The following is a 25,590-nucleotide window of genomic DNA, read 5'->3' as shown; positions in this document are numbered from 1 at the left end:
GACCGACCGGTGCGGGGGGTTCGGCGTAACGAAGCGGCGTGCGACGTCCAGATCCCGGGCCCGGCCGGAGAGCGGCCGGAACCCGGGGGCGGGATCAGAAGATGTCAGGGCACCAGGGGCGACGGCCCGTGTGGAGGAGAAGATCCGCACGGGCCGTCGCTCCGTTCGTCTCCTCCGACAGCAGCCCGCCGGCCAGCAGCCGCGCCGCCGAGTCCTCGCCCAGGTAGAGCCGGCCCAACGCGGCCACGTCCAGCGTGAGATCGGCGCTCCTGGTGGTCGGCGCGCAGCTCGCGCCGTCCGGCCCGGCGGTCAGCAGGAAGCGCCCGTTCGCCAGGCCCATCGGGTCCCGCACCTCGAACACCAGATCCCCTTCGGCCGCGTAGCTCCGCGCCGCCAGCATCGCCGGCACGTCGAGCGGCCGCAGCCACAGGAAGTCCGCGACCTCGGCCACCGCCGCCGCCCTGGCGTCCGGCAGCATCAGCGGCAACGTCGAGTCCGGCCGCGCCCGGCCGGTGTCCACCACGCTCACCCAGTCCAGGGAGAACAGCAGCCGCCACAGGGCCCGTTCGACCGCGTCGTCCTCCGCGTAGAACGTGCGCACCCGCGCCGTTCCGTTGGGCATCCCCCGGTCCCAGTCCTTCTCCACGACAAAGCCGACCAGGCCCCTGACCACCCCTGCGGCGTCCCGATACACCGCCCACAGCGGCGGCGTCTCCTTCGACGGGCCGGGCGCCAGGCCCGTGATCCGGTCCCAGTGGAAGTCGTCCCAGCTGATCGCGCCCGGCGTCCGCGCGCGGAAGCGGCGGTGCAACTCCGGCAGCACCTCCCTGGCCTCCGCGTCCTCCACCAGCGCCAGGGTGCCGTCCACCTCGGCCGGCGACCAGCGCTCGTCGAGGCCGGCCCGCCGGGTGTTCACCCGCCAGTTGACGAACGAGGTGGCCGGGCCGAAGCCGTAACGGCCGTAGATCCGGTACTCGGCCGCGATCAACCCGGCCAGCGGCTCGCCGCGTTCCCTCGCCTCGCGCAACTCGCGCTCCATCAGCCGGCTGAGCAGCCCGCGCCGCCGGTGGGTGACCGTCACCGTCACCCCCGAGACCCCGCTGGTCGCCAACTGGGCCCCGCCGACGGTGGTCAGGCGCAGCGGCAGGCTGTTGAAGGTCGCCACACAGCGGTCCTTCTCGAAGAAGCCGTAGGCCCGGCTCAACTCCTGGCGGGCGAACCGGACATCCAACTCCTCCTTGGACAGATCGGCTCCTCGGTCGAGGAACCCCGTGGTCACCGCCCGCACCCACGCGTCGGTGGCTTCCCGGTCCCCGGCAACCCCGCGCATCTCCAGTTCACCCATGCCCGCGACCCTAGACAACGCTTTCGCGCCGGGGCCAACGGGTTAATCTCGGCCGGATCGACCGCCGGACCAACGGCCGGCAGCGGCCGGCGATGGCCGGCAGCGACCGGCGCGGCGGGCCCGGGAGAGCCGCCGAGGGTGGGGCTAGGCCCCCCTCGCGGCGGGGGCCCAGGACACCCGGGCGGCCGGGGGAGCGCCGGATGGGCCGAGGCGCGGCCCGTTGATGGGATGGTTCCCGACCCCGTGCGCGACAACGCACGACCCGACGCACCAGACAACGGAGAAGGGACCACCCATGCGTCTTCCCGGACGGCGCCGACGCGCCCAACTCGCCCTGGCCGGCCTGGCCGTTGCGCTCCTCGCCACCTCGACGGGGCCGGCCACCTCGGCCGCCGCCGGGCCGGCGCCGCCCGACCCGCTCCGGGAACAGGTGGCCGCGATCCACGCCACCGGCGTCGTCGGCGTCGCCGCCGAGACGGCCGCACCCGGCGCCCGCGCCACCGCGCGCGCCGGCACGGCCCGGGCGGACGGCCCCGGGCCGATGCCGGCCGACGGCAGGTTCCGCATCGGCAGCGCCACCAAGACCTTCACCGCCACCGTCGTGCTGCAACTCGTCGGCGAGGGCCGGCTGTCCCTCGACGACACCGTCGAACGCTGGCTGCCGGGCGTGGTGCGCGGCAACGGCCACGACGGCGACCGGATCACCGTCCGCCAACTCCTGCGCCACACCAGCGGCATCCCCGACGCCCTGCCGGAGATCCCCGCCCTCAACAGCGCGGAGGGCTACCGGGCCGAACGGTTCCGCAGCCACACCCCCGAGGAGCTGGTGGCGCTCGCGCTGCGGCAGCCGCCCGCGTTCCCGCCGGACACCGACTGGTCGTACTCCAACACCAACTACCTGCTCGCCGCGATGATCGTCGAGGAGGTCACCGGGCGGAGCTGGGCCGGCGAGGTCAACGACCGCATCATCCGCCCGCTGGGCCTCGCGGACACCAGCGCGCCCGGCACCTTCCCGTTTCTCACCGGGCCGCACGCCCACACCTACTCCGCGTTCGGCGCCGACCCGGGCGCCGGCACCGGCCCCGGCACCGACGTCACCGTGCTCAACGCCAGCATGGCCGTCGGCGCCGGCTCCCTCATCAGCACCACCCACGACCTGAACCGGTTCTACGGAGCGCTGCTCGGCGGCCGCCTGCTCGCCCCCGAACAGCTCGCCGCGATGACCGACACCGTGCCCGCGCCCGAGATCGGGCTGCCCGGCGTCCGGTACGGGCTCGGCCTGGGCGAGATCCCGCTGTCCTGCGGCGGCGGCTACTACGGCCACCCGGGCGAACTCCTCGGCGCCCGCTCCTGGAGCGGCGTCACCCCCGACGGCACCCGGACCGCCGTGGTGTACGCCACCAGCGACGGCGGCCAGGACACGACCGAGGCCATGACCGCGCTGGTCGACCAGCAGCTGTGCGGGACGTCGGACGGAACCTGAGGGTGAACGGGGCGGGCCGGGTGCGAGTGCGGGCCGGTGGCCGGTGCGGGGCAGCCCGACTGGTCGTTTGGTTCGTTGACGAGGCTCGTTGCGGGGGTTGGGGTTCTGGCGCGGGCTACGACGCCGGGCCTAGATGGCGCACGACCGGCCGGGTGCGGGCGTAACGAATGCCGGCAGGAGGCTGGCTGGGAGGGGGGCGCGGCTTCCGGGAGGTGGAGTTCGTTGCCGCCGGGGGTGGTGGGTGATGGCGACCGTGCCCCACGGGCGCGGGGACCGCGCCGAGTTCGAGGGCCGGCCGGCCGCTGGGGGCGTGCGTGGCGCGCACCGGCTTCGCCGGCCTGCCCCGGCATGTCGCCCGTCTCGGACATGACCGATCGTCGGACGACTGAAAGGGACGGCCCCCACTGCTCCACTCCGCCGGCAGGACGGAGCGCCGGTCAACGACCACGCTGCCGCGCGAACATCGCCTGCCGTCTTGGTAGTCCGCGCGCCGCCGACTCCCGAAGGCGGGCGCGCGGGGGGTGGGGGGACCTTTTTTCTAGGTGCCCGTCTAGAAGTGAACAGATCGTTCAACTCTAGACGGGCACCTACAGAAAGAGACCCCCACCCCCTGCCCGGAAGCCGACAAGGCGCGGACTACCCCACCGGCAGGCGATGTTCGCGCGGCAGCGTGGTCATTGACCCAACCCCACCACCCACCCACCCCTCAACGACCAACCCGCACCGCCCCCCTAAGCCGCCCGACGATCGGTCACATCCGAGACGGGCGACATGCCGGGGCAGGCCGGCGAAGCCGGTGCGCGCTACGCACGCCCCCAGCCGCCGGCCGGCCCCCGAACAAGCCGCAGTCCCTGCGCCCGGAGGGCACGGTCGCCAGAGCTGACCCCCGTTCGGCAACGAACTCCACCTCCCGGAGGCCGCGCCCCCCCTCCCAGCCAGCCCCTCGCCGGTATTCGTTACGCCCGCACCCGGCCGATCGTGCGCCATCTAGGCCCGGCGTCGTGGTCCGCGCCAGAACCCCAACCCCTCACAGCGAGTCTCGTCAACCAACGAAACGACCAGTCGGGCTGCCCCGCACCGGCCACCGGCCCGCACCCGAAGGCCCGGGCGCGCCCGGGGCCCCCAGGGCCCCGGCGCCCCACCCCGTTCACCCTGCACCCACCCCACCCCGTTCACCCTAGAACGCCGCCCGCACCTCGCCCACCGGCTCCCCGCCGCCCAGCACGGGCGCCCCCGGCACCCCGGGGGCGTCCACGCCGAGGGCCGCCAACACCCGCGCGGCGAGCACGCCCGAGGCCCGTGCCGAGCCGTCCTCCACCTTGAACGCGAACGCCCGCCCGTCCGGCAGCGCCACCGCCTGCACGCCCTCGGCGCCACCCTTGGCCAACAGCCCCGGCACGGCCCGCATCAGCACCGTGTCGAGGCGCCCCTCGCCGCCCACATACTCCGGGTGCGCCCGCATCGCGTCGGCCACCCGCCGCAGCGGGTCCCCTGGCCCGTTCAGCACGGCGGCGCGGAAGGCCCGCGCCAGTCCCGTCAGCGAGAGCGCCAGCAGCGGCGCCCCGCAGCCGTCGACGCCGACCGCCGTCTCCGGCTCGCCCGTGTACTCGACGACGGTCTCCCGCACGAAGCGCTGCATCGGGTGCTCCGGGTCGAGATAGTCGGCGACCGGCCAGCCGTTGACCACGCTCGCCGCCAGCCAGGAGGCGTGCTTGCCCGAGCAGTTCATGGCCAGCCGGCCGCGCGGCCCCGGCCCGGCGCCGAAGTTCGGCGCGGACTCCGGGCAGCGCAGCGCCGCCTGCGTCAACCCGTGCTCCGCCAACATCCGCCCCGCCAGCCGCTGATGGATCTCGGCCCCGGCATGGCTGGCCGCCGCCAGCGCCAGCCGCTCGCCGCCCAGCGGCAACCCGGCGCGCAGCACGGCGGCCGCCTGCATCGGCTTGTTGCTCGACCGGGGGAAGAACGGCTCGGCCACCTCGCCCAGCGCCCACGCCACCCGGCCGTCCGCCCCCAGCAGCACCAGCGACCCACGGTGCCGGCTCTCCACCACGCCCGACCTGACCACCTCGGCCAGCACCGGCACGGCGGGACCGGGAACGACGCGCGGGGCGCCCGGGGCTTCGTTCAACGGCTCTGTCCTCTCCGGCACTTCGGACGGGAAAGGGGTTCAGGACAGCAGGTCGTCGACCCGCACCTCGCCCTCACGGTACCTGCGGGCGATCTCGGCGCCGCAGCCGTCCGCCGTGCGGTGCAGCTCCTGCCGGTGCCGGGAGACCCGCTCCTCGCACTGCGCCAGCCGCGCCAGCGCCGTCGTCAACTCCCCGTCGTCCAGGGCGCTCAGGTCCGACAGCTCGACCTCGGCCAGCACCTCCTCGGCCAGCCGCCGATACCGCTCGCTCGCCGGCGTCGCCAGCGTCACATGGCGGGCGGAGGAACGGTGCCGGGAAGGACCGTCGGCCAGGATGTGCGGCAGCTGGTCCAGCAGCCCCGCGTCCTGCCCGCCGCGCCGCCGCGCCTCCGCCTGGAGGATGTCGATCCGGCCCTGCAACAGCCGCCGGACGAAGCTGAGATCGGCCTCCTCGCGCTGCGCCGAGCGCCGCAGCTCGCGCAGCTGCGCCAGGCTCATCGCACGGAGCCGCTCGCCCGAGGGGGCGGCGTCCCCCGTGCCCTCGCCCGGCCCGGCGACGCGTTCCACGCCCGCGCCCTCGCCCGGCCGGCCCCGGCCACCCCCGGCCTCCCGGTGCGGCGCCCGAGCGCTCGGTACGGTGGCGGGCTGCGAGCCAGGTCCCGGTGTGATCATGCGCAATTGTCCCCTCGTCCCCATTTCGGTGCCGTGGTGCGGTACGTACCCCGTGCACGCATCGTGTCACTGTGTACCCACCGCGTGCAGCGTGTTGGCACCCATCCGGCGCTGTGAGTTCGACGCCGGAACGTTCCGCCGCCGGCCGAGGAGCCCCCGGAACGCCGCTTTCGACCCCACGGCATGATGGCCCCATGCGAGCGGTGGTACAGCGCGTCGACGGCGCCAGCGTGACGGTGGACGGCGAGACGGTCGGCGAGATCGTGGGCCAGGGACTCTGCGTCCTGGTGGGGGTGACCCACGAGGACACCCCGGAGAGCGCGGTGAAACTGGCCCGCAAGCTGTGGGGCCTGCGCGTGCTGGCGGGCGAGAAGTCCTGCTCCGACATCGGAGCGCCGCTGCTGGTGATCTCGCAGTTCACCCTCTACGGTGACGCCCGCAAGGGCCGGCGCCCCACCTGGGCCGCCGCCGCGCCCGGCGAGATCGCCGAGCCGCTGGTGGCCGCCGTGTGCGACGCGCTGCGCGCGCTGGGCGCCACCGTGGCCACCGGCCGCTTCGGCGCCCAGATGCGGGTGAGCCTGACCAACGACGGCCCGTTCACCGTGCTGGTGGAGGTCTGAGCCGGGCACACCCGCGGGCACCAGCGGCCTACGGCTCGACCACCAACTCCTGCGCGGCCGGCGTCCGGTCGGCCAGCAGCGGCGCGTCCGCCGGCACGTTCCGCTTGATCACCGCCAGCGCGATCGGCCCCAACTCGTGGTGGCGGGCCGAGGTGGTGACCCGCCCCAGCTCCCTACCCTCGGGCCCTTCGGCGGCCAGCCGCACCGGCGCCCCCGGCTCGGGCAGGGTGACCTCGCTGCCGTCCAGGTGGAGGAAGACCAGCCGACGCGGCGGCCGGCCCAGGTTCTCCACCCGGGCCACCGTCTCCTGCCCCCGGTAGCAGCCCTTGTGCAGATGGACCGCCGTCGCCAGCCAGCCCAGCTCGTGCGGGATCGTGCGGTGGTCCGTCTCAAGACCCAGGCGCGGGCGGTGCGCCTCGACGCGCAGCGCCTCGAACGCCAGCACCCCGATCGCGGGCCCGTGCGCCGCCGCGAACGCGGGCAGCTCGCCGCGCGGCAGGAACACGTCCCGGCCGTAGGGCGTCTCGCGCACCGCCAGCTCGTCCGACACCTCGACGATGGACCCCGCCGGCAGGTGCACCACCGCGAACTCGGCGGTCCGGTCGGCGATCTCGACGCGGTAGAAGAACTTCATGCTCTCCAGATAGGCGAGCAGCGCGGCGGCGGCCCCTGGCTCGGTGTGCGCCCAGGTCGTCTCGCCGTCGTCCACCAGGTACAGCACATGCTCGATGTGGCCCTTGGCGGAGAGGATCAACGCCTCCGTCGCCTGCCCGGGCGCCAGCGCCTCCACGTGCTGGGTGAGCAGCAGGTGCAGCCAGCTCAGCCGGTCCGGGCCGCCGACCGTGACCACCTCGCGGTGGGAGAGGTCGACGAAGCCCTCGCCCTTGGCCAACGCCCGCTGTTCACGGAAGAGATCCCCGTAGTGGGCGGCGACTCCGAGGTCCGGCTCCCGCGCGGCGACCGCGCCGGGCAACTCCAGCAGGGGACTGGCATAGGACGACATACCGCAAGCCTACGACGTCCCGTTCGTCGCCTCCCCGGCCTCCGGGCCGCCGGCCCCCGGACCGGCCCCGGCGCCCTCGGCGCGCGCCGCGCAGCTGCCGCAGCGGCCGAAGATCGCGAAGTGCCGCAGGTCCGTCTCGAAGCCGAACCGCTCGCGCAGCGCCTCGGCGAACGGCTCGGCCAGGGACAGCTCGGCCTCGATGACCCGCTCGCAGTCCCGGCACATCAGATGCAGGTGGTCGTGCCGCTCCGCCAGGTGGTAGGTGGGCGCGCCGTGGCCGATGTGCGCGTGGCTGACCAGGCCCAGCTCCTCCAGCAGCTCCAACGTGCGGTAGACCGTCGAGATGTTGACCCCGCCGGCGGTCTTGCGCACCTCGGTGAGGATGTCCTCGGGCGTGGAGTGGTCCAGCCGGTCGACGGCCTCCAGCACCAGCTGCCGCTGAGGCGTCAGCCGGTAGCCGCGGTTGCGCAGGTCTTCCTGCCAGTCGGTGCTCACCACGTGGCCCAGTGTAGAAGGGGAATCCGGCGCCGGGCCCCGGCCGGAGGAGGGGCACGGACCCCACCCGAGGGGAATCGGCGGGGTCCGTGCGAGGAGGCGTGCCCCATCCTGCGCCCGCCGACGTCAAACCGCCGTAAGGACGTCCGGGCCGGGACGGCATAGGGTCCCCACGGAGGAACGTGATCACGAGGCGAACGATCACAAGGCGAACAAGGGGCGGTGTGCGATGGATCTGGGACTGACCGATCGGGTCTATGTGGTGACCGGCGGCAGCCGGGGGCTGGGCCGGGCCACGGCCGAGGCGCTGGTCGGCGAGGGCGCCCGGGTGGTGCTGGCCGCGCGCGGGGCGGAGGCGGTCGCCGAGGCCGTCTCGGCGCTCGGCGAGGACCGGGCCGCCGGGCTCGCCGCCGACCTGGCGGCGCCGGACGCCGCCGAGCGGCTGCTGGCGGTGGCGAACGAACGGTTCGGCCGCTTCGACGGGGCGCTGGTCTCGGTCGGCGGGCCGCCGCCGGCGGCGGCCTCGGCGGCCACCGACGAGCAGTGGCGGGCCGCGTTCGAGAGCGTCTTCCTGGGTGCGGTCCGCGCCGCGCGCACCTTCGCGCCCGCGCTGGGCGAGGGCGGCGCGCTGGGCCTGGTGCTCTCCAGCTCGGCCCGTTCGCCGATCCCCGGTCTTGCCGTCTCCAACGGGCTGCGCCCCGGGCTGGCCATGGTCGCCAAGGACCTGGCCGACGAGTTCGGGCCGCGCGGGGTACGGGTGCTGGGCCTGATGCCGGGCCGGATCGCCACCGACCGGACGCGGCAGCTGGACGCCGGCGCCGATCCGGCGACGCGGCAGCGCACCCGGGAGGCGATCCCGCTGGGCCGGTACGGCGAGCCGGCGGAGTTCGGTCGGGTCGCCGCGTTCCTGCTCTCGCCGGCCGCCGGCTATGTCACCGGCACCACCATCCCGGTGGACGGCGGCGCGCTGCGCGTCCCCTGAACCGGCGGCGAACCGGGGCTACTTGAAGAAGGCGATGCCGTCGTCCGGCAGGTCCTTCAGCTCGCCGATCCACTCCCTGGGGTCGACCGCCTTCTTCAGGTGCGCCGACATATAGGGCCGCAGTGGCACCTCGGGCGTGGACTTCTCGCCGACCCACATCAGGTCGCTGTTGACATAGCCGTAGAGCCGCTTGCCGCCGGCGTAGGGCGGGGACGCCTGGGTGCGGGCGATGGCGTCGGTGGCGAGGTCGATCTGCGGCTTGCCCTCGGCGAGTTCGCCGTACCAGACCTCGACGACGCCCTGGTCGCGCACCAGCACGGCCTCGATCTGGCGCTGGTCGTCGACGCGCCAGAAGCCGTGCTCGGTCTCCAGCGGCACGGTCCGCTGGCCGGCCTCGTCGAGCCGCCAGGAGCGCGCGGAGTACTCCAGGAAGTCCCGGCCGTCGTGGGCGAAGGTCATCTGCTGCCCGAAGTTGCTGGCCTCCTCGCCGGGGAAGTCGGCGACCCCGGCGCCCTGCCAGGTGCCGAGGAGGAAGGCGAGCGGCACCAGCGACGGATGGAGATCGGACGGGATCTCGATCATGGTCAGCGCTGCCCCTGGTAGAGCTTCACCACGACCAGGCCGGTGAACGCGGCGGTGCCCACGGCCACCAGGACCATCATTGTGATGAAGAATGCCTCAAGCACGGCGAAGCTCCTTGCGCCCGAATGTGAAGAACGGTCGCGGCCGAGTCTAGTGGCCACACTCCGGGGAAGCTTCGTGGGTGGGCCGCCCGTGGATGACCCCTCCGGGCGCCTTGACCGTTTTGTGATCACCGCGACTGAACGTGTTTGGCCATCTTCGCGTCTAAGCGCGTGGAAAGGATGTGATCATGAGTTGTCCAAACTGTGGTGGGACGATGTATCAGGGTCCGCAGGGAGACTGGGTCTGCGCTACCTGCGGGACGACGCGCTAGCCCACAGGGCCGTACGACTACGGTGATCCCATGGCTCAGACGGCACAGAAGCTGGTGATCAAGGTGACGGCGGGGGCGGACGCCCCCGAACGTTGCTCGCAGGCGTTCACGGTGGCCTCGGTGGCCGTGGCGAGCGGGGTGGACGTCTCGTTGTGGCTGACCGGAGAGTCCGCCTGGTTCGCCCTTCCCGGCCGGGCCCAGGAGTTCCAACTCCCGCACGCGGCACCGCTTCCGGAGCTGATCGAGGCCGTCCAGGCCGGTGGCCGGATCACCCTGTGCACCCAGTGCGCGGCGCGCAGGGGGATCACGGAGTACGACGTGATCGAGGGGGTGCGCATCGCCGGGGCCCAGGTCTTCGTGAGCGAGATCATGCCCGACGGCGTGCGGGCCCTGGTCTACTGACCACCCGCCGGCCCCACCGGACCGGACCGGGAGACCCCGCCAGACAGGAACCTCGCCGACCGACCACGGGGCAACAACCAACGGGGTAACGGAAAGGCCGCGCCCACAGCGGGCGCGGCCTTCGTGTCGTCGCGTGCGACCGACATCTAGACGTACGGACGTTTCGGACGTTCAGACGTTTCAGACGGCGATGCTGACCTCGGTCAGGCCGCCCTGCTGGGCGACCACCCTGCGGTCGGCGGTCGCGCCCGGGACCAGGGCGCGGACCGTCCAGGTGCCCTCGGCCGCGTAGAACCGGAACTGTCCGGTGGCCGAGGTCGGCACCTCGGCGGTGAACTCGCCGGTGGCGTCGAGGAGTCGGACATAGCCCGTGACCGGCTCGCCGTCCCGGGTCACCGAGCCCTGGATCGTGGTCTCACCGGCCTTGACGCCGCTGGCATCCGGGCCGCCGGCCTTCGCTCCACACATGGCTGTTCCTTTTCTGAGCTTCTGAGCTGCTGGGCTTCGGGGCTTCTGGGCTGGACTGCCGTCCGAACTTCCGTCCGGGCGGGCCTACTTGGCCGGGCCGGTCTCGACCGGGACGCCGACGAGCGAGCCGTACTCGGTCCAGGAGCCGTCGTAGTTCTTGACGTTGGGCTGGCCGAGCAGCTCGTGCAGCACGAACCAGGTGTGGGCGGAGCGCTCGCCGATGCGGCAGTAGGCGATGGTGTCCTTCGCCAGGTCCACGCCCTCGCCCGAGTACAGCTCCTTCAGCTCGTCGTCGGAGCGGAAGGTGCCGTCGTCGTTGGCCGACTTGGACCAGGGGATGTTGCGGGCGCTGGGCACGTGGCCGCCGACCTGGGACTGCTCCTGCGGCAGGTGCGCCGGGGCGAGCAGCTTGCCGCTGAACTCGTCGGGCGACCGCACGTCGACCAGGTTCTTGACGCCGATCGCGGCGACGACCTCGTCGCGGAACGCGCGGATCGAGGTGTCCTGCGGCTGGGCGCGGTACTCGGTGGCGGCGCGGGTGGGCACCTCGGCGACCAGGTCGCGCGAGTCCAGCTCCCACTTCTTGCGCCCGCCGTCCAGCAGCCGGACGTCGCTGTGGCCGTACAGCTTGAAGTACCAGTAGGCGTAGGCGGCGAACCAGTTGTTGTTGCCGCCGTAGAGGACCACGGTGTCGTCGTTGGCGATGCCCTTGGCGGAGAGCAGCTTCTCGAAGCCCTCCTGGTCCACGAAGTCGCGGCGGACCGGGTCCTGGAGCTCCTGCTTCCAGTCGATCCGGATCGCGTTCCTGATGTGGTTCTTGTCGTAGGCCGAGGTGTCCTCGTCCACTTCCACGAGCACGACCTTGGGGTCGTCGAGGTGGGCCTGGACCCAGTCGGCATCCACCAGGACGTCACTGCGGCTCATGCTGGTTGTCTCCTTGCGCGGTTCGGGGCGGAACGAAAACGGGGAACGAAGTGCGCTGCCGCAGACGCGCACGCCGGCCGGTCGGGCGGCGGGCCGCACGGGCGGGGGCGTGGGCGGCGGCGAGGGGCGTGAATCAGCCGGGGCGGCGACAGAGCATGGCCGAGACGCGGCAGAGATCCACCGCGCGCCGCTTGGTGAGCCCCCCGGCGGGGGTGCCCGTCGCCTGCCGCATCATGCCCGCGATCGTACGGAGCGTGGCCGCCCCATGTCACCGGCGTTCCGCATGATGAGACGAAACCGCGCACTATGTGGACGGCTGGGGCGACTGGGGCCGGCTGGGGCGGCCGGCGGGGATTCCGCCAAGGAACGTCAGCCGCTCACCGTCATGTTCTCGCCATCGACCGTGACCTTCAGCCCCTCCTCGGTCGGCTCGAGCGAGGTCAGTTCGAGCCCGTCGGGCAGCCCGGCGATGGTCCGCTCCTGGTCGAGCTGGGCCCGGGCGGACTCCTGCATCTCCGCGCTGCCGACGTCCGGGATCTCGTCCTCGTCCACCGAGAGCGTCACCTTGCCGCCCTCCAGCACCAGGTCACCGGCCAGCTCGCCGATGTCCAGGGTCTGGCCCATGGCGCTGGCCTGGAGCACCAGCAGCAGCTGCCCCTCGCCCGCGTACTCGAACTCCACCCCGAAGCCGTTGCCGCTCAGCGCCATCAGCTCGCCGTAGGCGCGGGTCAGTTCGGTGTAGCTGATCATCCCCTCGCCGTGCGCGCGGGCGGCGGTCGCCTGGGTGAAGCCGCCGGTCAGCGTGACGTTGTCCAGCTCGATGTCCAGATCGTGGATGCTCAGCTCCTGGTCGTCGACCGTGGCGGCATAGGAGCTGATGCCGAGGTGCACGTCGTCCAGCTCGCTGCCGAGCACCTGGGTGAGGAACGGGAACCCGTTGATCGAGACGTCCGGCTCCTTCTCCAGGCCCAGCCGGTCCTGGACCCGGGAGGCCACCTCGCCCTGGGTCACATAGAGCGCGACCCGGTCGGCGACCACGGCCAGCACGGCCAGGACGACGACCACGATCAGGCTTATTCGCAGTGCGCGCATCGGGTTGCGAACCCCCAGGTGAAGTGTGTCCGAAAAGCCACGTGAGCCTAACCCGTCACACCGCCACCAGACAGCGCCGCCGGGTCCTTGCAGCAGGTCCGTTACACGTTCCGTCAGGAACCTGACATATCCCTTTCCCCGCCCCTTCCGCTGCTCCTCGGAGCCCGTCCGCGCCGCTCAGAGCAGCGCCACGGCCAGCGGATAGACGGCCGGCGCCGCCGCCGTCAGCGGCAGCGCGACCCCGGCGGTGAAGTGGACGAAGCGCGACGGGAAGTCGTAGGAGGCGACCCGCAGCCCGACCAGGGCGCAGGCCCCGCCCGCCGCGCCCAGCGCGAGCGCCGGCGTGCCGATGTCCTGGCCGCTCGCCACCGCGCCCACGCCCAGCGCCGCCGCCAGCCCGAGCAGCGACATCAGCGCCCCGGGACCGGGAACGGCCCGCACCACCGTCGCCGCCGCCACCCCGCCCGCGGCCACCGCCACCGCCGCGCCCGACACCTCGACCGCCGCCAGCAGCGCGCCCGCCACCACGGTCAGCAGCGTCGAGGCCGAGGTCGCGGTGAGCGCGTCCAGCCGCTCGTCCGCCGAGCCACGGTGCCGCAGCTGGAGCACCACCACCAGCAGGAACCACACGCCCAGCACCCCGAGCAGCGCGCCCGGCGCGTCCGAGGCGTCCACCGCGAGCACCGCCGCGTCCGCCGCCAGCCCGCCGGCGAAGGCCAGCACGATGCCCTGCCGCGCCGGCCACATCCCGTTCAGCCGGAACCAGCCGGCCGCCGTCACCGCTTGAAGCAGCACCACCGCCGGCAGCGCCGCCACCTGCCCGAACGCGGCGCCCGCCGCGAGCAGCCCCGCCAGCGCCGCCGTCAGCAACGCCGGCTGCCACCCCGGGCTGATGATCGGGGAACGGGCGCGGTGCCTGGCCCGCGCCGGCGCCGCCCCGGCCGCCCCGCCCGCCGGCACCCCCGGCGTTCCCGCCGCAGTCCTCGCGTTCACGTGTCCCCTCCCGGTCCCGGCCTGCCCGTCCGCCCCACCCGTTCCGCCCGCGCCGCTCACTCCGTTCACCTGGCACCGCCGGCGAACGGCGGCAGCACCTCGACCGTGCCGCCCTCGGTCAGCGGCACCGAGTCGTGCTCCCGGCCCCCGACCTGCGCGCCGTCCACCAGAAAGGCGCAGCGCGCCAGCACCGCCGCGAACTCCGCGCTCCCGGCGTGCCGGCGCCTGGCGGCGTCCAGCGCCTCGCCCAGGCTGGCCGCCTCGTAGGGTTCCTCCGCCGTGCCGGCCGCCGCCTTGGCCGCCGCCCAGTACCGGATCGTGCCGCTCGCCATCGTCTCCGCTCTCCGCCCGCCGCCCGCGCCCCGGGCTTGCCGTGTGCCGCCCCATGATGGCCCCTGCTCCGCCGCCGGGCGCCTCCGGCCCACCGACGGACCACCGACCCGCCCACCGACCGGCGACCGTGCGGGCCGCGCCGGAAAGCCGTAACAGCCGCGAAACACCGGGGAAACCGGGGGGAATCCGAGAGGCGAACAGTGTGATACATGCCCCTGCGCGGCCCGAATTGTTTCGGCTATGCTGCTGAACAAGCAGGACCCGGGCGATGACGCCACTACGGGTCCTTTCGCGCTTTCTGGGCAGAGCCGCTCGATCGTCCCCGCGCCAGGACTGAGGAAGGAACGCCCCCGAGATGAGTTCGCTGCTACTCCTTACCAACGCGCTTCAGCCGTCCTCCCAGGTGCTCCCCGCGCTCGAACTGCTTCTCCACAACGTCCGCGTCGCGCCCGCCGAGGGCCCCGCCCTGGTCGACGCCCCCAGCTCCGACGTCATCCTCATCGACGGCCGCAAGGACCTCCCGCAGGTCCGTTCCCTCTGCCAGCTGCTCCGCTCGACCGGCCCCGGCTGCCCGCTGGTGCTCATCGTGACCGAGGGCGGGCTCGCCGCCGTCACCGCCGACTGGGGCGTGGACGATGTCGTGCTCGACACGGCGGGCCCGGCCGAGGTCGAGGCCAGGCTCCGGCTGGCCACCGGCCGCCAGCAGCTGACCGCCGACGACAGCCCGATGGAGATCCGCAACGGCGACCTCTCCGTCGACGAGGCCACCTACAGCGCCAAGCTCAAGGGCCGGGTGCTCGACCTCACCTTCAAGGAGTTCGAGCTGCTCAAGTACCTGGCGCAGCACCCGGGTCGGGTCTTCACCCGCGCCCAGCTGCTCCAGGAGGTCTGGGGCTACGACTACTTCGGCGGCACCCGCACCGTCGACGTCCATGTGCGGCGGCTGCGCGCCAAGCTCGGCCCCGAGCACGAGGCGCTGATCGGCACGGTGCGCAACGTCGGTTACCGCTTCGTGGTCCCGGAGAAGGAGAAGAACGCCGAGCACGAGCAGGCCCGCGCGGTCACCCGCGAGGCGGAGAAGGTGGTCAAGGAGGCCGCCGCCCGCCGCAACTGACAGCAACCGACGGCAACTGGCAGCAACTCGACGACAGTTGGCGCCTACTTCGGAGTAACGCCGCGTACCTGCGGGTAACTCCGGGCAACCGCCCCTTCGGATACGACATTCGTATCCGAAGGGGCGGTTGCGCGCGTAGACTCCTCCCGTGGCCAAGGTGACGCGGGACGATGTGGCGCGACTGGCGGGGACATCCACCGCCGTCGTCAGCTATGTCATCAACAACGGACCGCGCCCGGTGGCCGCGGGCACCAGGGAGCGGGTCCTCGCCGCGATCAAGGAGTTGGGGTACCGCCCCGACCGGGTCGCCCAGGCCATGGCCTCCCAACGCACCGACCTCATCGGGCTGATCGTGCCCGACGCGCGGCAGCCGTTCTTCGCGGAGATGGCGCACGCCGTCGAACAGGCCGCGGCCGAGCGCGGCAAGATGGTCCTGGTGGGGAACTCGGACTACCTGGACGAGCGCGAGGTCCACTACCTGCGGGCGTTCCTCGGGATGCGGGTCTCCGGGCTGATCCTGATCAGCCAGGGCCCCAGCGAGCACGCCGCCGCCGAGATCGACGCCTGGGACGCCCGCGTGGTGCTGCTGCACCGCAGGCCGGAGGCGATCGACGACGTGGCCGTGGTGCTTGACGACATCGGCGGCGCCGAGCGGCTGACCCAACACCTGCTGGAGCACGGCCACCCCTATGTCGCCTGCCTCGGCGGCGTCGACTCGACGCCCGAGCAGGGCGACCCGGTCACCGACCATGTCAACGGCTGGCGGCGGGCGATGGAGTTGGCCGGACTGCCCACCGAGGGCCGGCTGTTCAAGGCCCCGTACAACCGCTACGACGCCTACCGCATCGCGCTGGAGCTGCTGGCCGGGCCCGACCGCCCGCCGGCGCTGGTGTGCGCGACGGACGACCAGGCGATCGGGGTGCTGCGGGCCGCGCGCGAGCTACGGATCGACGTGCCGGGCGAGTTGGCGGTCGCCGGCTTCGACGACGTCAAGGAGGCGGCGCTCACCGATCCGCCGCTGACCACGGTCGGCTCGGACCGGGAGGCGATGGCGCGGGCCGCCGTCGACCTCGCGATAGGGGACGCGAACGGCGCGCCGCCGGACCGGCTGCGGCAGTTCCCGGTGACGCTGCGGCTGCGGGCCTCCTGCGGCTGCCCCGCCCCGCGCTGAGCGAAACCGGGGGGCTCACGCGCTCAGGCGCAGTCCGGCTCGCACTCGGCCTTCCCCCGGGACGGCCCCCGGCCGCCGACGCCCTCCGCGAGCAGCCGGCGCGGGCCGCTGCCCTCGCGGGCGCAGACGTCGTACGGGTTGGCCAACATGCAGCTCTCCAGCGACAGGCAGCCGCAGCCGATGCAGTCGGTCAGGTCGTCCCGCAGCCGCACCATCTGGCTGATCCTGGCGTCCAGATCGGCCCGCCAGGACGCGGAGACCTCGGCCCAGTCGGCCCGGGTCGGGGTGCGCCCCTCGGGCAGCCGGCCCAGCGCCTCGCGGATCGCGTTCAGCGGCATCCCCACGTTCTGCGAGACCCGGATGAACGCCACTCGGCGCAGCGTCTCGCGGTGGTAGCGGCGCTGGTTGCCGCTGGTGCGGCGGCTGCTGATCAACCCCTGCGCCTCGTAGAAGCGCAGCGCCGAGGTGGCCACCCCGCTGCGCTCGGCGAGCTGGCCGATGGTGAGTTCCTTCGCGATGCGTGGCGCGCTCTCGGTGGCCATGCCGGCCATGGTAGTCCGGGCCCGGCCGCTTCCCCGGGGCCTCCCGGACGTGATCGGGTAGCGTTGGTCAACGGCGCGCTACGGAGGGGGAGTTGCGGATGGGACGGCTGGTTGCCATCAGCGACCTCCACGTTCGGTACCCGGAGAACCGGGACGTCGTGGAGCGGCTGCGACCCGAGTCCGAGGACGACTGGCTGCTGGTGGCCGGCGACATCGGCGAGGTGATGGCGGACATCGAGTGGACCCTGACGCTGCTCGCGGAGCGGTTCGCCCGGGTGGTGTGGGTGCCGGGGAACCACGAGCTGTGGACGCCCAAGGAGGACCCGGTGCAGCTGACGGGTGAGGCCCGTTACCAGCACCTGGTGGCGCTCTGCCGTCGGCTGGGCGTGCTCACGCCCGAGGACCCGTACCTGGTGTGGGAGGGCGAGGGCGGGCCCGCGGTGATCGTTCCGCTGTTCCTGCACTACGACTACACGTTCCGGCCGCAGGGCACCGCGACCAAGGCGGAGGCGATGGCGGTCGCCGAGGACGCCGGGGTGATCTGCACCGACGAGTACATGATCAAGCCGACGCCCCACCCCAACTCCGAGAGCTGGTGTCGCGAGCGGCTGGCGCTCACCGAGGCGCGGCTGGCCGCCGAGCTGCCCGAGGGGCTGCCGACCGTGCTGGTCAACCACTATCCGCTGGTCCGCGAGCCGACGCGGGTGCTGCGCTACCCGGAGTTCGCGCTGTGGTGCGGCACCGAGCGGACCGAGGAGTGGCCGCAGCGCTACCGCGCGGCCTGCGTGGTCTACGGCCATCTCCACATTCCCCGGCTGATCCGGTACCGGGGCGTCCCGCACCAGGAGGTCTCGCTGGGCTATCCCCGGGAGTGGAAGCCGCGCGCGGCCGAGCCCGGGCGGCTGGTGCCGATCCTGCCGGGCGTCGGGGCGGCGAGCCGGTGACCGCGCCGCTGATCGCGTCGCTGCTGCCGCCGCCGGTCGCGGCCGTCGAGTCGTTCGGCGACCCGGCTGAGCCGCCGCCGCTCTTTCCCGAGGAGGAACGGGCGATAGCGCGCGCCGTCGAGAGCCGGCGCCGGGAGTTCGCCACCGTGCGGCACTGCGCGCGGCAGGCGCTGGCCGCGCTGGGCGGGCCCCGGGTGCCGCTGCTGCCCGGCGAACGCGGCGCGCCCGGCTGGCCGGACGGCTTCCTCGGCAGCATGACCCACTGCCGTGGCTACCGCGCGGCGGCCGTCGGCCGGGTCGGCGCGGGCGGGGTGGTCGGCGTCGGGATAGACGCCGAGCCGAACGAGCCGCTGCGCGACGCCGGCGTCGTCCAGCTGATCGCGCTGCCCGAGGAGCGCGAGATGCTGGCCCGCCTCGCGGCGGCGCACCCCGAAGTCGCCTGGGAGCGGCTGCTGTTCAGCGCCAAGGAGAGCGTCTACAAGGTGTGGTACCCGCTCACCGCGAAGTGGCTCGACTTCGAGGAGGCGCGGCTGACGATCGACCCCGGAGCCCGCACCTTCGAGGCCGAGCTGCTGGTGCCGGGTCCGGTCGTCGACGGCACCAAGATCCAACGCTTCGCCGGGCGGTGGGTGGCCCGCGAGGGGCTGTTGGTTACCGCGATTTCACTGTCTCGCGGCCTGCCGGAGTGATGGCCTCGCTAGCCTGCCGCTGACCGTGTCGGCGAGCGGGGGTGTCCGCTGTGCGAGCAGAACGCGTTCGGGTCCGTGGCGTGCGGTGCTGGGTGGCGTCGGTGGTGGCGGCGACCTGTTGCGGCGCGCTGGCGGCGTGTCTGCCCGGCGGGTCCGACCGGGCCGAGGCCGACGAGACCGAACCCGCCCGCCCGGCCGCCTCCGGCGAGTTGGACGGCGTGTGGCTGACCGGCACGGACGAGGAGTCCGCGATCCTCACCATCAACACCGGCCTCGTCTACTTCACCGAGAACCAGAACGGCGAGGGCGACACCTGCGAGGGCACCGTCGAGAACGGCCTGATCCAGCTGGAGAGTTGTGAACGCAACGGCGAGCAGGTCTTCACCGAACGCAGCGCCCACGTTCTGCTCCAGGGCGACGACCTGCGCCTGACCTGGGTCTCCGGCGAGCAGGAGACCTACACGCCGATGCTGGACGCTGCCAGCGGCGAATGAGCCGGCCGGCGGCGAACGGGCCTGCCGGCGGGGCCCGGTTCGGGTGAACCGTTCGGGTCGGCGGTTCGGGTGAGCGGTTCAGGTGAGCGGTTCACGTGAACGGTTCGGGTGAGCGGTTCAGCGCGGTGAACTCGGCGTCGAGGTCGACGACGGTGCAGCGTTTGAGTTCCACGACGAGTTGGGAGGCGAGGAACCAGTCGGTGGCGCGGTGGCCGTAGGGCAGGTACTGGTCGACGTGGGCCTGGAGCCGGGCGGTGTTCGGGGTGGGGGTGAAGAGGGTGCCGAAGACGCCCCAGAGTTTGGGTCGGCGGGAGCGGACGCCGACGGGCTTGGTGAGGTGGGGACAGTATTCGACGGCGAGGGCCGCGCAGGGTAGGCAGACCGGGGGCTTGGTGGTCTTGGTTCCCTCGTAGCGGTCATCGCCGTCGTGCTTCATCAGGAAGAGCCAGCCGTCGCGGTTGTGGCTGGCGCTGGCGCCGCAGACCTGGCACAACCGCTCGGCCTGCGCCCGGCGTTGACGTGCCGGGTGCATGGCGGGGAAGTCCGGCCGGCCCTGACCGGGCGTGTTCTGGACGCGGGCCCACAGCACGCCGAAGGCGTCCCGGTCGGCCGGCGTCTCGTCGAGGTACCAGACGCCGGCCCCGTCCAACCGCATCGACACCCGCCGCCCGTAGCCACCCTCACCACTCCAGTGCGCGGCATAGGGAACGGGCAGCTGGCGCGGCCCCCAGGTCGTGAGGGCTTCGGGCACGGCGATGTCGGGCATGGCGGATCAACTCTCCAAGGCTGCTGAGGGGATTGGGGGGTCGCCCGCCCCCACCGGATGGAAGGGGTTGGGGGCGGGCGACCGTTCCGCCCGACGCGGCGGCCGCGATCCTCCGGGACTGGGCAGGACCGGAGAACTGGCCCCGGGTGGGGCGGAGTCGGGGGGAGCGGGGCGTCAGGTGGGCGTGACCGCCGGGCGGCGTTGACGCCGGCGCCGGGCGGTCAACGTCGCCTCCCCGCCGGGTGCGCGCAGACCTCGTTTCTCAGCCGCTCCGCCGGGTCGTGCAGTTCCGCCAGCGACGGCAGACCATCGGTGGTTCCGTCGTGTGTGGTCTCACCCGGCAGCGCAGGGTCGCCGCCGTTGGCATGTCGGTCATGGGGCGCCTTCGTCGTTTGCCTGACCCTTGGACCGTAGTCGGGGTAGAACGGAGGGTGAGCACGCAGAGTGCGTGCCTCGAAGGCGGGGGCCTGATGAACACTGAAGGCGTTGGCCGCCGAATCGCCTACTGGCGCGAGCATCGAGGCCTGACGCAAGCCGAGTTCGGCCGGCTGATGGGCCAGTCCCGCCGGTGGGTTCAGGACTGGGAGGGCGGCCAACGGCAGTCCGACCCACGGCTGTCCGTCATGCTGCGGGCAGCCGAAGTGCTCCGTATCCCACTGGAACGACTCGTGACCAATCCAAGTCCCGCGTCGGCAGGTGCCCCGATGCCCGCCGAAGTGGCGGCCCTCGCCGACGCCCTGCACGACCTGCCCAGCATCGAGCGCGCCGCCGCCCCGCCCTCCCTCACGGAGCTGCGACGCAGACTCGCGTTCGCCTCGCACGCCTGGGTTGCCTGCCACTACGTCGCGACGGCCCGCGAGCTTCCGGGACTTCTTGCCGACGCGCACCTCGCTGCCGCCAGCAGCGTCGAAGGGGCCACGCTGCTCTCCCGCACCTACCAGCTGGCGGCGAGCCTGCTCTACAAGTACTCGGGCAACACGTGCACGCCTGGAGTGCTGGCCGCTGACCGGGCACTGGCCGCAGCACACCAGTCCGGCGACCCCGTCGTCATCGGCAGCGCCTCCCGTCGAGTCGCGCGCGGCCTTATTCATCAGCAACGTCATGCGACTGCGACGGAGTACGCCACCGCACAGGCCGACGCGCTGCGGCCGGTTCTGGAGCGGGCCGGGACACCCGGGCTGTCCGCCTTGGGGATGCTCTACCTCGTGGCCGCCGTGGGCGCGTCCGGGAGCGAGCGGTCCCAGGCCGCCGTCTCCGTCGCGACGGATCGCCTCGACGCGGCGGCGGAGATCGCGGAGCGACAGGGCGACCGGCCGGCGGAGGACTTCACCGCGTTCGGTTCCACCAACGTCGCCCTCCACGAGGTGGATGTCCTGCTGAGGCTGGATGACGCCTGGGCTGCGGTGGAGGCCGGGCGGAGAATCACCACCGAGGACCTGGCTCGTCTCAACCGCGAGCGCCGGGCCCGGCACCTCGTCACCAAGGCGCGCGCCCTGGCCCTGACCGGGCGTCGGGAGGAGGCGACGGCGGCGCTGGTGGCGGCCGAACGGCTGGCGCCCGAGGAGGTTCGTCGGCCTGCGGTGGTCGGCGTCGTCAGGGAGCTACTGCTTCTGGTGCCGTCACCCGGTGCGGAGTTGCGTGGTCTGGCCGAGCGTTGTGGACTCCGGGCATGAGCGTTCTGTACCTCATCGCGTGCGCCGCAGGCCCAACCCGGCATGTCGATGACGGAGTTCGGGCGGCGCGGGCGTCCGGCTGGGACGTGTGTCTCGTCCTCACGCCGTCCGCCGCCCGCTGGTGGGAACCCCGACTGCCTGAGCTGGCCGCGTTGACCGGCCACCCGGTGCGGCACCAGTACAAGCTGCCGCACGAGCGGGACGCGCTGCCCAAGGCGGACGCCATGCTGGTGGCGCCGATGACCACCACCAGCGCGTGCAAGTGGGCCGCCGGCATCACGGACACGGTGGCGCTGGGGCTGCCCGCCGAGGGCGTACACCTCGGAGTCCCGGTGGTCGCCATGCCGTTCTGGTCCACGGCGCTCGGCGCCCAGCCCGCCGTCGGGCGTGCCGTCGAGACGCTGCGCGAACAGGGCGTCCGCGTGGTCTTCGCTCCGGGAGAGCCGCACCTTCCCAAGCAGGGGGACACCGTGGCGTTCCCCTGGGACGTCGGGCTGGACTCACTCACCGGAGCGTGACGAGGTGCCCCCGCCTGTGGAAAGCCGATCAATCTGCCGACTATCTACGCCGATGGCTACCGGGCAGCCTGTGTTCGAGACGGCGTTTCGAGGGATCTGGCAGACAGCGCTCGACGAGCAGGCGTCGCGGCGCCTGCTGGCTGAGGTGGCGGGAGAGTATGAGCAAGGCTGAACTTATGGACGACAAGCGGTGGTTCACATCGAGCTACAGCAACGGAACGGGGGACTGCGTTGAGGTCGCCGTCCTCGACGGGGCGGTCGGGCTGCGCGACACCAAGGACCGTGAGGCCGGGGTCGTGACCGTGGGCGTGACCCAGTGGAGGACGTTCCTTGCCGCCGCTGAAGAGCTGTACCGACACCAGCCGTAACCCACACGACACCGCGCCCCCGCTCCCCCGGCTCGCGGCCGGGGAAAGCGGGGGCGCGCGTCAGTCGGTCAGCTGTGGGGGGTCAACTCCTGGCGCGCCGGTGCCCGTTCCTCCGTCCGTTCCGCCGGGGGCGCGTCCTCGTGCTGTTCCAGTTCCACCTTCGGCAGCAGCCGGGCGAGCGGGGCCGGGAGCCACCAGGCGTGGCGGCCGAGCAGTTGCATCGCGGCGGGGACGATCAGGCAGCGGATCACCACCGCGTCCACCAGGATCGCCACCGCCATGCCGAAGCCCATCTGCTGCAACATCCGGTCGGGGCTGAACATGAAGGCCCCGAAGACCACCACCATGATCGCGCCGGCCGCGCTGATCACCGCGCCGGTGTGCGCCAGGCCCTCGCGCACCGCGAGCTGGTGGTCGCGGTGCCGCTCCCACTCCTCGTGCATCCGGGAGACCAGGAAGATCTCGTAGTCCATGGAGAGCCCGAAGACGATCGCGAAGATCATCACCGGCAGATACGCCTCGATCGGGCCCGGCTCCACGCCGAACCAGCCCTCCTGGAAGACCAGCGTCATGGCGCCCAGCGCCGCGCCGATGGACAGCAGGTTGAGCAGCGCCGCCTTGATGGGAATCCACACCGAGCGGAACACCGCCATCAGCAGCAGCACCGAGACCCCGACGACGATGGCGACGAACAGCGGCATCCGCTCGGCGACCTTGTCGACATAGTCCTGGGTGGCGGCGGTCGCGCCGCCCACCAGGTAGTCGGCGCCGGTCTCGGCGCCCAGCGCCGGCAGCACCGAGTCCCGCAGCTCGTGGACCAGTTCGGAGGTCGCCTCGTCCTGCGGCGAGGAGTCGGGGAAGACCACCAGGGTGGCGATCGCGCCGTCCTCCGTCGGCGCCGGCGGGGTCACCCCGGCCACGCCCTCTACCCCGTCCAGCCGCTCGGCCGCCGCGCCGGCCGCCGCCTCGGCGCCCGACGCACCGCCGTCGGTGACCACGACCAGCGGGCCGTTGAAGCCCGGTCCGAAGCCCTCGGACAGCAGGTCGTACGCCTTGCGGCTGGTGGCGTCCGCCGGGTCGTTGCCCGCGTCGCCCATGCCCAGCCGGAGGCTGAGCGCCGGCGCGGCCAGCGCCAGCAGCGCGACGACGGCGACGGTCAACGCGGCCAGCGGCCGCCGTTGCACCGCGCCGCCCAGCCGCCGCCAGCCGGCGCCGACCGCCGGCCTGCCACGGCGGGCGCGCTTGGCGGCCCTGGCGGTGAAGTGGCGCGCGAACCGCTTGCCGAAGATGCCCAGCAGCGCCGGCAGCAGCGTCAACGAGCCCAGCATGGTGGCCAACACGGTCAGCGCGACGGAGACCGCCGAGCCCTGGAGCGAGCCCAGGCCGAGCGCGACCAGCCCGAGCAGCGCCACGATCACCGTGCAGCCGGCGAAGAACACGGTCCGGCCGGCGGCGTCCAACGCGCGGACCGTGGCCCGTTCGGGGGTGGCGCCGGCGACCAGTTCGGCGCGGTAGCGGGTGAAGATCAACAACGCGTAGTCGATGCCGACGCCGAGGCCGACGAGCATCATCACGTACATGGTGTAGTCGGCGATGGTGAACAGGTGCGAGGCCAGCACGATCGCGCCCAGCGTCGAACCCACGGCAAACAGCGCGGTGATGACGGGCAGTCCGGCCGCGATCACCGAGCCGAACATGAACACGAGGATCACCAGGGCGGCCAGAATGCCGATGCCCTCGGCGGAGCCGCCCTCGCTCTCGCCCAGCTTTCTCGCGGCGTCGCCACCCAGCTCCACCTGGAGCCCGTCGTCCGCGACCTCGCGCGCGGTGCCCAGGATGCGTTCGGTGTCGGGCACCGTCATCTGCTCGGCCGGGGTGTCCAGCAGCACGGTCGCGTAGCCGACGGTGCCGTCGTCCGAGAGCGCCGACGGGTCGTCGTACGGGCTGAACACCCCGACGACGCGCGGCAGTTCCTCGACCTCGGCGAGCATCCCCGCCACCTCGGGCTCGGCGCCGGCCAGGCCGTCCTCGGAGTGCAGCACGATCTCGACGGTGTCGCCGCCCCGGCCCGAGCCGTGCTCCTCCAGGAGTTCCAGGGCGTGTTGCGACTCGGTGCCGGGCAGCGAGTAGTCCTCGCGGTAGTCGTCCCCGACGGCGGAGGCCAACGTCCAGACACCGACGAGCACGAGCACCCACAGGCCGAGGGCGGCCACCCGGTGCCGGAACGCGAAGCGCGCGACGCGGGCGAACACGCTGGGCCGGGGCGGCCGGCCCGGCGGGGCGGCGTGGTCGGCGTGGTCGGCGGGCGGGGCGGGGGGTTGGTTCTGGCGCGGGTTCTGGGGAGTTGGTGTCATGGCGTTGGCCTTCGCTTTCTGGAGTGTGGGGAGGGGTGGGATGTTCGGGATGTCAGGAACGGTGGTGGTGGTGCGGGGCGGGCGCGCGGCTGGCGCGTCACGGTGGCGCCTCCGGCGGGCGAGGCCCCGTCGGGCGGGACGGCCACCGCGCGGCGGCGAACGACCGTCGCGGCGCGGGCCGGTCCCGGAGCGGTGGGCCGCCGGGCCGGCCTAGCGCGGCCGCCGGGCGGACCGGGTATGGGCGATGGCCAGGGCGAGCAGGGCCAGCAGCGGCGGGAGCAGAACGGCCAACGCCCACGGCGGGGCGGCCCGTTCCGTCAGCGCGAGCTGGGAGCCGGCCAGCAGCGGCAGCGCTGCGGCCGTGGCCGAGGTCAGCGCCAGCGAGGGGCCGGCGCCGCGCGGGCCGACCAGCAGCCTGGCCCGCTGGAACGGCATCCCGGTGGCGCGCCGGGCCGCGACGCCGACGCCGTGCGCCAACAGCAGCAGCGCCACGCAGGCCGCGCTCAGCAGCGCGGGCGGGCCGACCCAGCCACCGCCCGGGCCGTCCACCAGGAAGGCCAGCAGCCAGCCCCAGCCGGCGGCCGCGAACCAACTGCCCGCCACCAGCGCCCCGTTCCCCGGGCCGCGTAGCGATCGGCCGCGCCGTGCCAGGGCGCGCAGCGCCAGGCCGGCCAGCAGCGGCGCGAACGCCGAGGGGCGTTCCGCCCACTCCCGCACCAGACCCGGGAAGCAGCCCAGCAGCGCGCAGCAGATGCCCGCCAGCCAGAGCGACGCCAGCCCGGACGGCGGCGCGGCCTCCCGCCGCAGCGCGGCGCGTTCCGCTCCGGTCCTGCCGAGCAGCGGGAGCACCATCCCGATGCCCAACTCCGCGCCGCCGACGACGAAGTAGCCCACCGCGAGGCAGCCCAACAGGACGACGGCGAGCGGCTCCACGGCGGTCCTCCCCGCACGCTTGGGCGGCGCGGCGGGCGGCCGGCGGGCTGTGGTGATTGCTGATGCTCTCGGTCACGCCACCACGGTGGCCGTGCGGCATGGCCGCGCACGTCGGCCGGCGGTGGCAAC

The 25,590-nt window shown here is 73.3% G+C and carries 28 protein-coding genes; 12 read left to right on the top strand and 16 right to left on the bottom strand.

Translation table 11 applies throughout. The features are described from left to right. Positions 1 to 94: 94 nt before the first annotated feature. The gene (locus FH609_RS11390; RefSeq protein WP_226961576.1) at positions 95 to 1,345 is read right to left on the bottom strand and encodes a GNAT family N-acetyltransferase; all 1,251 of its coding nucleotides are present in this window, start codon (positions 1,343 to 1,345) and stop codon (positions 95 to 97) included. A gap of 295 nt (positions 1,346 to 1,640) precedes the next feature. Here FH609_RS11390 and FH609_RS11385 point away from each other — a divergent pair, with 295 nt between their 5' ends. Next, positions 1,641 to 2,828 carry a serine hydrolase domain-containing protein gene (locus FH609_RS11385; protein WP_139667291.1) on the top strand — a complete coding sequence of 396 codons (1,188 nt, stop codon included), beginning with the start codon at positions 1,641 to 1,643 and terminating at the stop codon, positions 2,826 to 2,828. 1,177 nt (positions 2,829 to 4,005) lie between these two features. Here the strand turns inward: FH609_RS11385 and FH609_RS11380 are convergent. Together FH609_RS11380 and FH609_RS11375 are read right to left on the bottom strand one after the other, a co-directional pair. After that, a complete protein-coding gene (locus tag FH609_RS11380; RefSeq protein ID WP_226961575.1) occupies positions 4,006 to 4,956 on the bottom strand; it encodes an asparaginase in 951 nt (316 codons plus the stop codon). Positions 4,957 to 4,995: 39 nt separating this feature from the next. Next, on the bottom strand, positions 4,996 to 5,628 hold the full coding sequence (locus FH609_RS11375; RefSeq protein WP_139667293.1) for an ABC transporter substrate-binding protein: 633 nt from the start codon (positions 5,626 to 5,628) through the stop codon (positions 4,996 to 4,998). 194 nt (positions 5,629 to 5,822) lie between these two features. Between FH609_RS11375 and dtd the strand changes: the two genes are divergently transcribed. Then, the gene (gene dtd, locus FH609_RS11370) at positions 5,823 to 6,248 is read left to right on the top strand and encodes a D-aminoacyl-tRNA deacylase (protein ID WP_139667294.1); all 426 of its coding nucleotides are present in this window, start codon (positions 5,823 to 5,825) and stop codon (positions 6,246 to 6,248) included. Between the two features lie 28 nt (positions 6,249 to 6,276). Here the strand turns inward: dtd and FH609_RS11365 are convergent, their stop codons facing one another. Beyond that, entirely contained in the window at positions 6,277 to 7,251 is a 975-nt protein-coding gene (locus tag FH609_RS11365; RefSeq protein ID WP_139667295.1) for a YgfZ/GcvT domain-containing protein, read from the bottom strand. Between the two features lie 9 nt (positions 7,252 to 7,260). After that, positions 7,261 to 7,749 carry a Fur family transcriptional regulator gene (locus FH609_RS11360; protein WP_139667296.1) on the bottom strand — a complete coding sequence of 163 codons (489 nt, stop codon included), beginning with the start codon at positions 7,747 to 7,749 and terminating at the stop codon, positions 7,261 to 7,263. A 226-nt stretch (positions 7,750 to 7,975) separates the two neighbouring features. Between FH609_RS11360 and FH609_RS11355 the strand changes: the two genes are divergently transcribed. Further along, complete coding sequence (locus FH609_RS11355; RefSeq protein ID WP_139667297.1) at positions 7,976 to 8,728, top strand: SDR family oxidoreductase; 753 nt, start codon at positions 7,976 to 7,978, stop codon at positions 8,726 to 8,728. Between the two features lie 18 nt (positions 8,729 to 8,746). Here FH609_RS11355 and FH609_RS11350 read toward each other — a convergent pair whose 3' ends face one another. Continuing rightward, positions 8,747 to 9,310, bottom strand: coding sequence for an FABP family protein (locus tag FH609_RS11350; protein WP_139667298.1), 564 nt, complete (start codon positions 9,308 to 9,310; stop codon positions 8,747 to 8,749). A 403-nt stretch (positions 9,311 to 9,713) separates the two neighbouring features. Here FH609_RS11350 and FH609_RS11345 point away from each other — a divergent pair, with 403 nt between their 5' ends. Then, complete coding sequence (locus FH609_RS11345; protein WP_139667299.1) at positions 9,714 to 10,085, top strand: DsrE family protein; 372 nt, start codon at positions 9,714 to 9,716, stop codon at positions 10,083 to 10,085. Positions 10,086 to 10,265: 180 nt separating this feature from the next. On the opposite strand, the gene FH609_RS11340 is transcribed toward FH609_RS11345, so the two are convergent. From FH609_RS11340 to FH609_RS11320, 6 genes are all read right to left on the bottom strand, one after another. Then, positions 10,266 to 10,553, bottom strand: coding sequence for a DUF1416 domain-containing protein (locus FH609_RS11340; protein WP_122183848.1), 288 nt, complete (start codon positions 10,551 to 10,553; stop codon positions 10,266 to 10,268). 84 nt (positions 10,554 to 10,637) lie between these two features. After that, positions 10,638 to 11,477 carry a sulfurtransferase gene (locus FH609_RS11335; RefSeq protein WP_139667300.1) on the bottom strand — a complete coding sequence of 280 codons (840 nt, stop codon included), beginning with the start codon at positions 11,475 to 11,477 and terminating at the stop codon, positions 10,638 to 10,640. A gap of 133 nt (positions 11,478 to 11,610) precedes the next feature. Further along, positions 11,611 to 11,712: a putative leader peptide gene (locus FH609_RS32270; protein ID WP_319789588.1), complete on the bottom strand. Its 102-nt coding sequence runs from the start codon at positions 11,710 to 11,712 to the stop codon at positions 11,611 to 11,613. A gap of 134 nt (positions 11,713 to 11,846) precedes the next feature. Further along, positions 11,847 to 12,569, bottom strand: a complete 723-nt coding sequence (locus FH609_RS11330) for a DUF2993 domain-containing protein (protein WP_139667301.1) — start codon at positions 12,567 to 12,569, stop codon at positions 11,847 to 11,849. A gap of 177 nt (positions 12,570 to 12,746) precedes the next feature. Continuing rightward, on the bottom strand, positions 12,747 to 13,562 hold the full coding sequence (locus tag FH609_RS31600) for a hypothetical protein (RefSeq protein ID WP_139667302.1): 816 nt from the start codon (positions 13,560 to 13,562) through the stop codon (positions 12,747 to 12,749). A gap of 65 nt (positions 13,563 to 13,627) precedes the next feature. Then, on the bottom strand, positions 13,628 to 13,894 hold the full coding sequence (locus FH609_RS11320; protein ID WP_139667303.1) for a MoaD/ThiS family protein: 267 nt from the start codon (positions 13,892 to 13,894) through the stop codon (positions 13,628 to 13,630). A gap of 356 nt (positions 13,895 to 14,250) precedes the next feature. Here FH609_RS11320 and FH609_RS11315 point away from each other — a divergent pair, with 356 nt between their 5' ends. Together FH609_RS11315 and FH609_RS11310 are read left to right on the top strand one after the other, a co-directional pair. Continuing rightward, positions 14,251 to 15,009: a winged-helix domain-containing protein gene (locus tag FH609_RS11315; protein ID WP_139667304.1), complete on the top strand. Its 759-nt coding sequence runs from the start codon at positions 14,251 to 14,253 to the stop codon at positions 15,007 to 15,009. 148 nt (positions 15,010 to 15,157) lie between these two features. Then, the gene (locus FH609_RS11310; RefSeq protein ID WP_139667305.1) at positions 15,158 to 16,180 is read left to right on the top strand and encodes a LacI family DNA-binding transcriptional regulator; all 1,023 of its coding nucleotides are present in this window, start codon (positions 15,158 to 15,160) and stop codon (positions 16,178 to 16,180) included. A 23-nt stretch (positions 16,181 to 16,203) separates the two neighbouring features. Here the strand turns inward: FH609_RS11310 and soxR are convergent, their stop codons facing one another. Next, positions 16,204 to 16,722, bottom strand: coding sequence for a redox-sensitive transcriptional activator SoxR (gene soxR / locus FH609_RS11305; RefSeq protein ID WP_139667306.1), 519 nt, complete (start codon positions 16,720 to 16,722; stop codon positions 16,204 to 16,206). A gap of 98 nt (positions 16,723 to 16,820) precedes the next feature. Here soxR and FH609_RS11300 point away from each other — a divergent pair, with 98 nt between their 5' ends. From FH609_RS11300 to FH609_RS11290, 3 genes are all read left to right on the top strand, one after another. Further along, the gene (locus FH609_RS11300) at positions 16,821 to 17,666 is read left to right on the top strand and encodes a metallophosphoesterase family protein (RefSeq protein WP_139667307.1); all 846 of its coding nucleotides are present in this window, start codon (positions 16,821 to 16,823) and stop codon (positions 17,664 to 17,666) included. 8 nt (positions 17,667 to 17,674) lie between these two features. Continuing rightward, the gene (locus FH609_RS11295; protein ID WP_139667384.1) at positions 17,675 to 18,355 is read left to right on the top strand and encodes a 4'-phosphopantetheinyl transferase family protein; all 681 of its coding nucleotides are present in this window, start codon (positions 17,675 to 17,677) and stop codon (positions 18,353 to 18,355) included. 80 nt (positions 18,356 to 18,435) lie between these two features. Then, positions 18,436 to 18,849, top strand: coding sequence for a hypothetical protein (locus FH609_RS11290; protein ID WP_139667308.1), 414 nt, complete (start codon positions 18,436 to 18,438; stop codon positions 18,847 to 18,849). Between the two features lie 91 nt (positions 18,850 to 18,940). Here the strand turns inward: FH609_RS11290 and FH609_RS11285 are convergent, their stop codons facing one another. Further along, complete coding sequence (locus FH609_RS11285) at positions 18,941 to 19,615, bottom strand: hypothetical protein (protein WP_139667309.1); 675 nt, start codon at positions 19,613 to 19,615, stop codon at positions 18,941 to 18,943. 470 nt (positions 19,616 to 20,085) lie between these two features. Here FH609_RS11285 and FH609_RS11280 point away from each other — a divergent pair, with 470 nt between their 5' ends. The 3 genes from FH609_RS11280 (at position 20,086) to FH609_RS11270 (ending at position 22,174) form a co-directional block, all read left to right on the top strand. Next, positions 20,086 to 21,288 (top strand): helix-turn-helix domain-containing protein, encoded by a 1,203-nt coding sequence (locus FH609_RS11280; RefSeq protein WP_139667310.1) that lies wholly within the window; start codon positions 20,086 to 20,088, stop codon positions 21,286 to 21,288. After that, positions 21,285 to 21,806 (top strand): flavoprotein, encoded by a 522-nt coding sequence (locus tag FH609_RS11275; RefSeq protein ID WP_139667311.1) that lies wholly within the window; start codon positions 21,285 to 21,287, stop codon positions 21,804 to 21,806. Before FH609_RS11280 ends, FH609_RS11275 begins: the two co-directional genes overlap by 4 nt. Positions 21,807 to 21,964: 158 nt before the next feature. After that, positions 21,965 to 22,174, top strand: coding sequence for a DUF397 domain-containing protein (locus tag FH609_RS11270; RefSeq protein ID WP_139667312.1), 210 nt, complete (start codon positions 21,965 to 21,967; stop codon positions 22,172 to 22,174). Positions 22,175 to 22,242: 68 nt separating this feature from the next. On the opposite strand, the gene FH609_RS11265 is transcribed toward FH609_RS11270, so the two are convergent. Together FH609_RS11265 and FH609_RS11260 are read right to left on the bottom strand one after the other, a co-directional pair. Then, positions 22,243 to 24,528 carry an MMPL family transporter gene (locus FH609_RS11265; protein ID WP_139667313.1) on the bottom strand — a complete coding sequence of 762 codons (2,286 nt, stop codon included), beginning with the start codon at positions 24,526 to 24,528 and terminating at the stop codon, positions 22,243 to 22,245. Between the two features lie 210 nt (positions 24,529 to 24,738). After that, positions 24,739 to 25,461, bottom strand: a complete 723-nt coding sequence (locus FH609_RS11260) for a cytochrome d ubiquinol oxidase subunit II (protein ID WP_193317849.1) — start codon at positions 25,459 to 25,461, stop codon at positions 24,739 to 24,741. Between the last annotated feature and the right edge of the window lie 129 nt (positions 25,462 to 25,590).

The organism is Streptomyces sp. 3MP-14 (assembly GCF_006334905.2).
Taxonomy (GTDB): domain Bacteria; phylum Actinomycetota; class Actinomycetes; order Streptomycetales; family Streptomycetaceae; genus Streptomyces; species Streptomyces triticirhizae.
The sequence above is the reverse complement of the archived record's forward strand: the minus strand, read 5'-3'. Positions and strand labels throughout refer to the sequence as shown.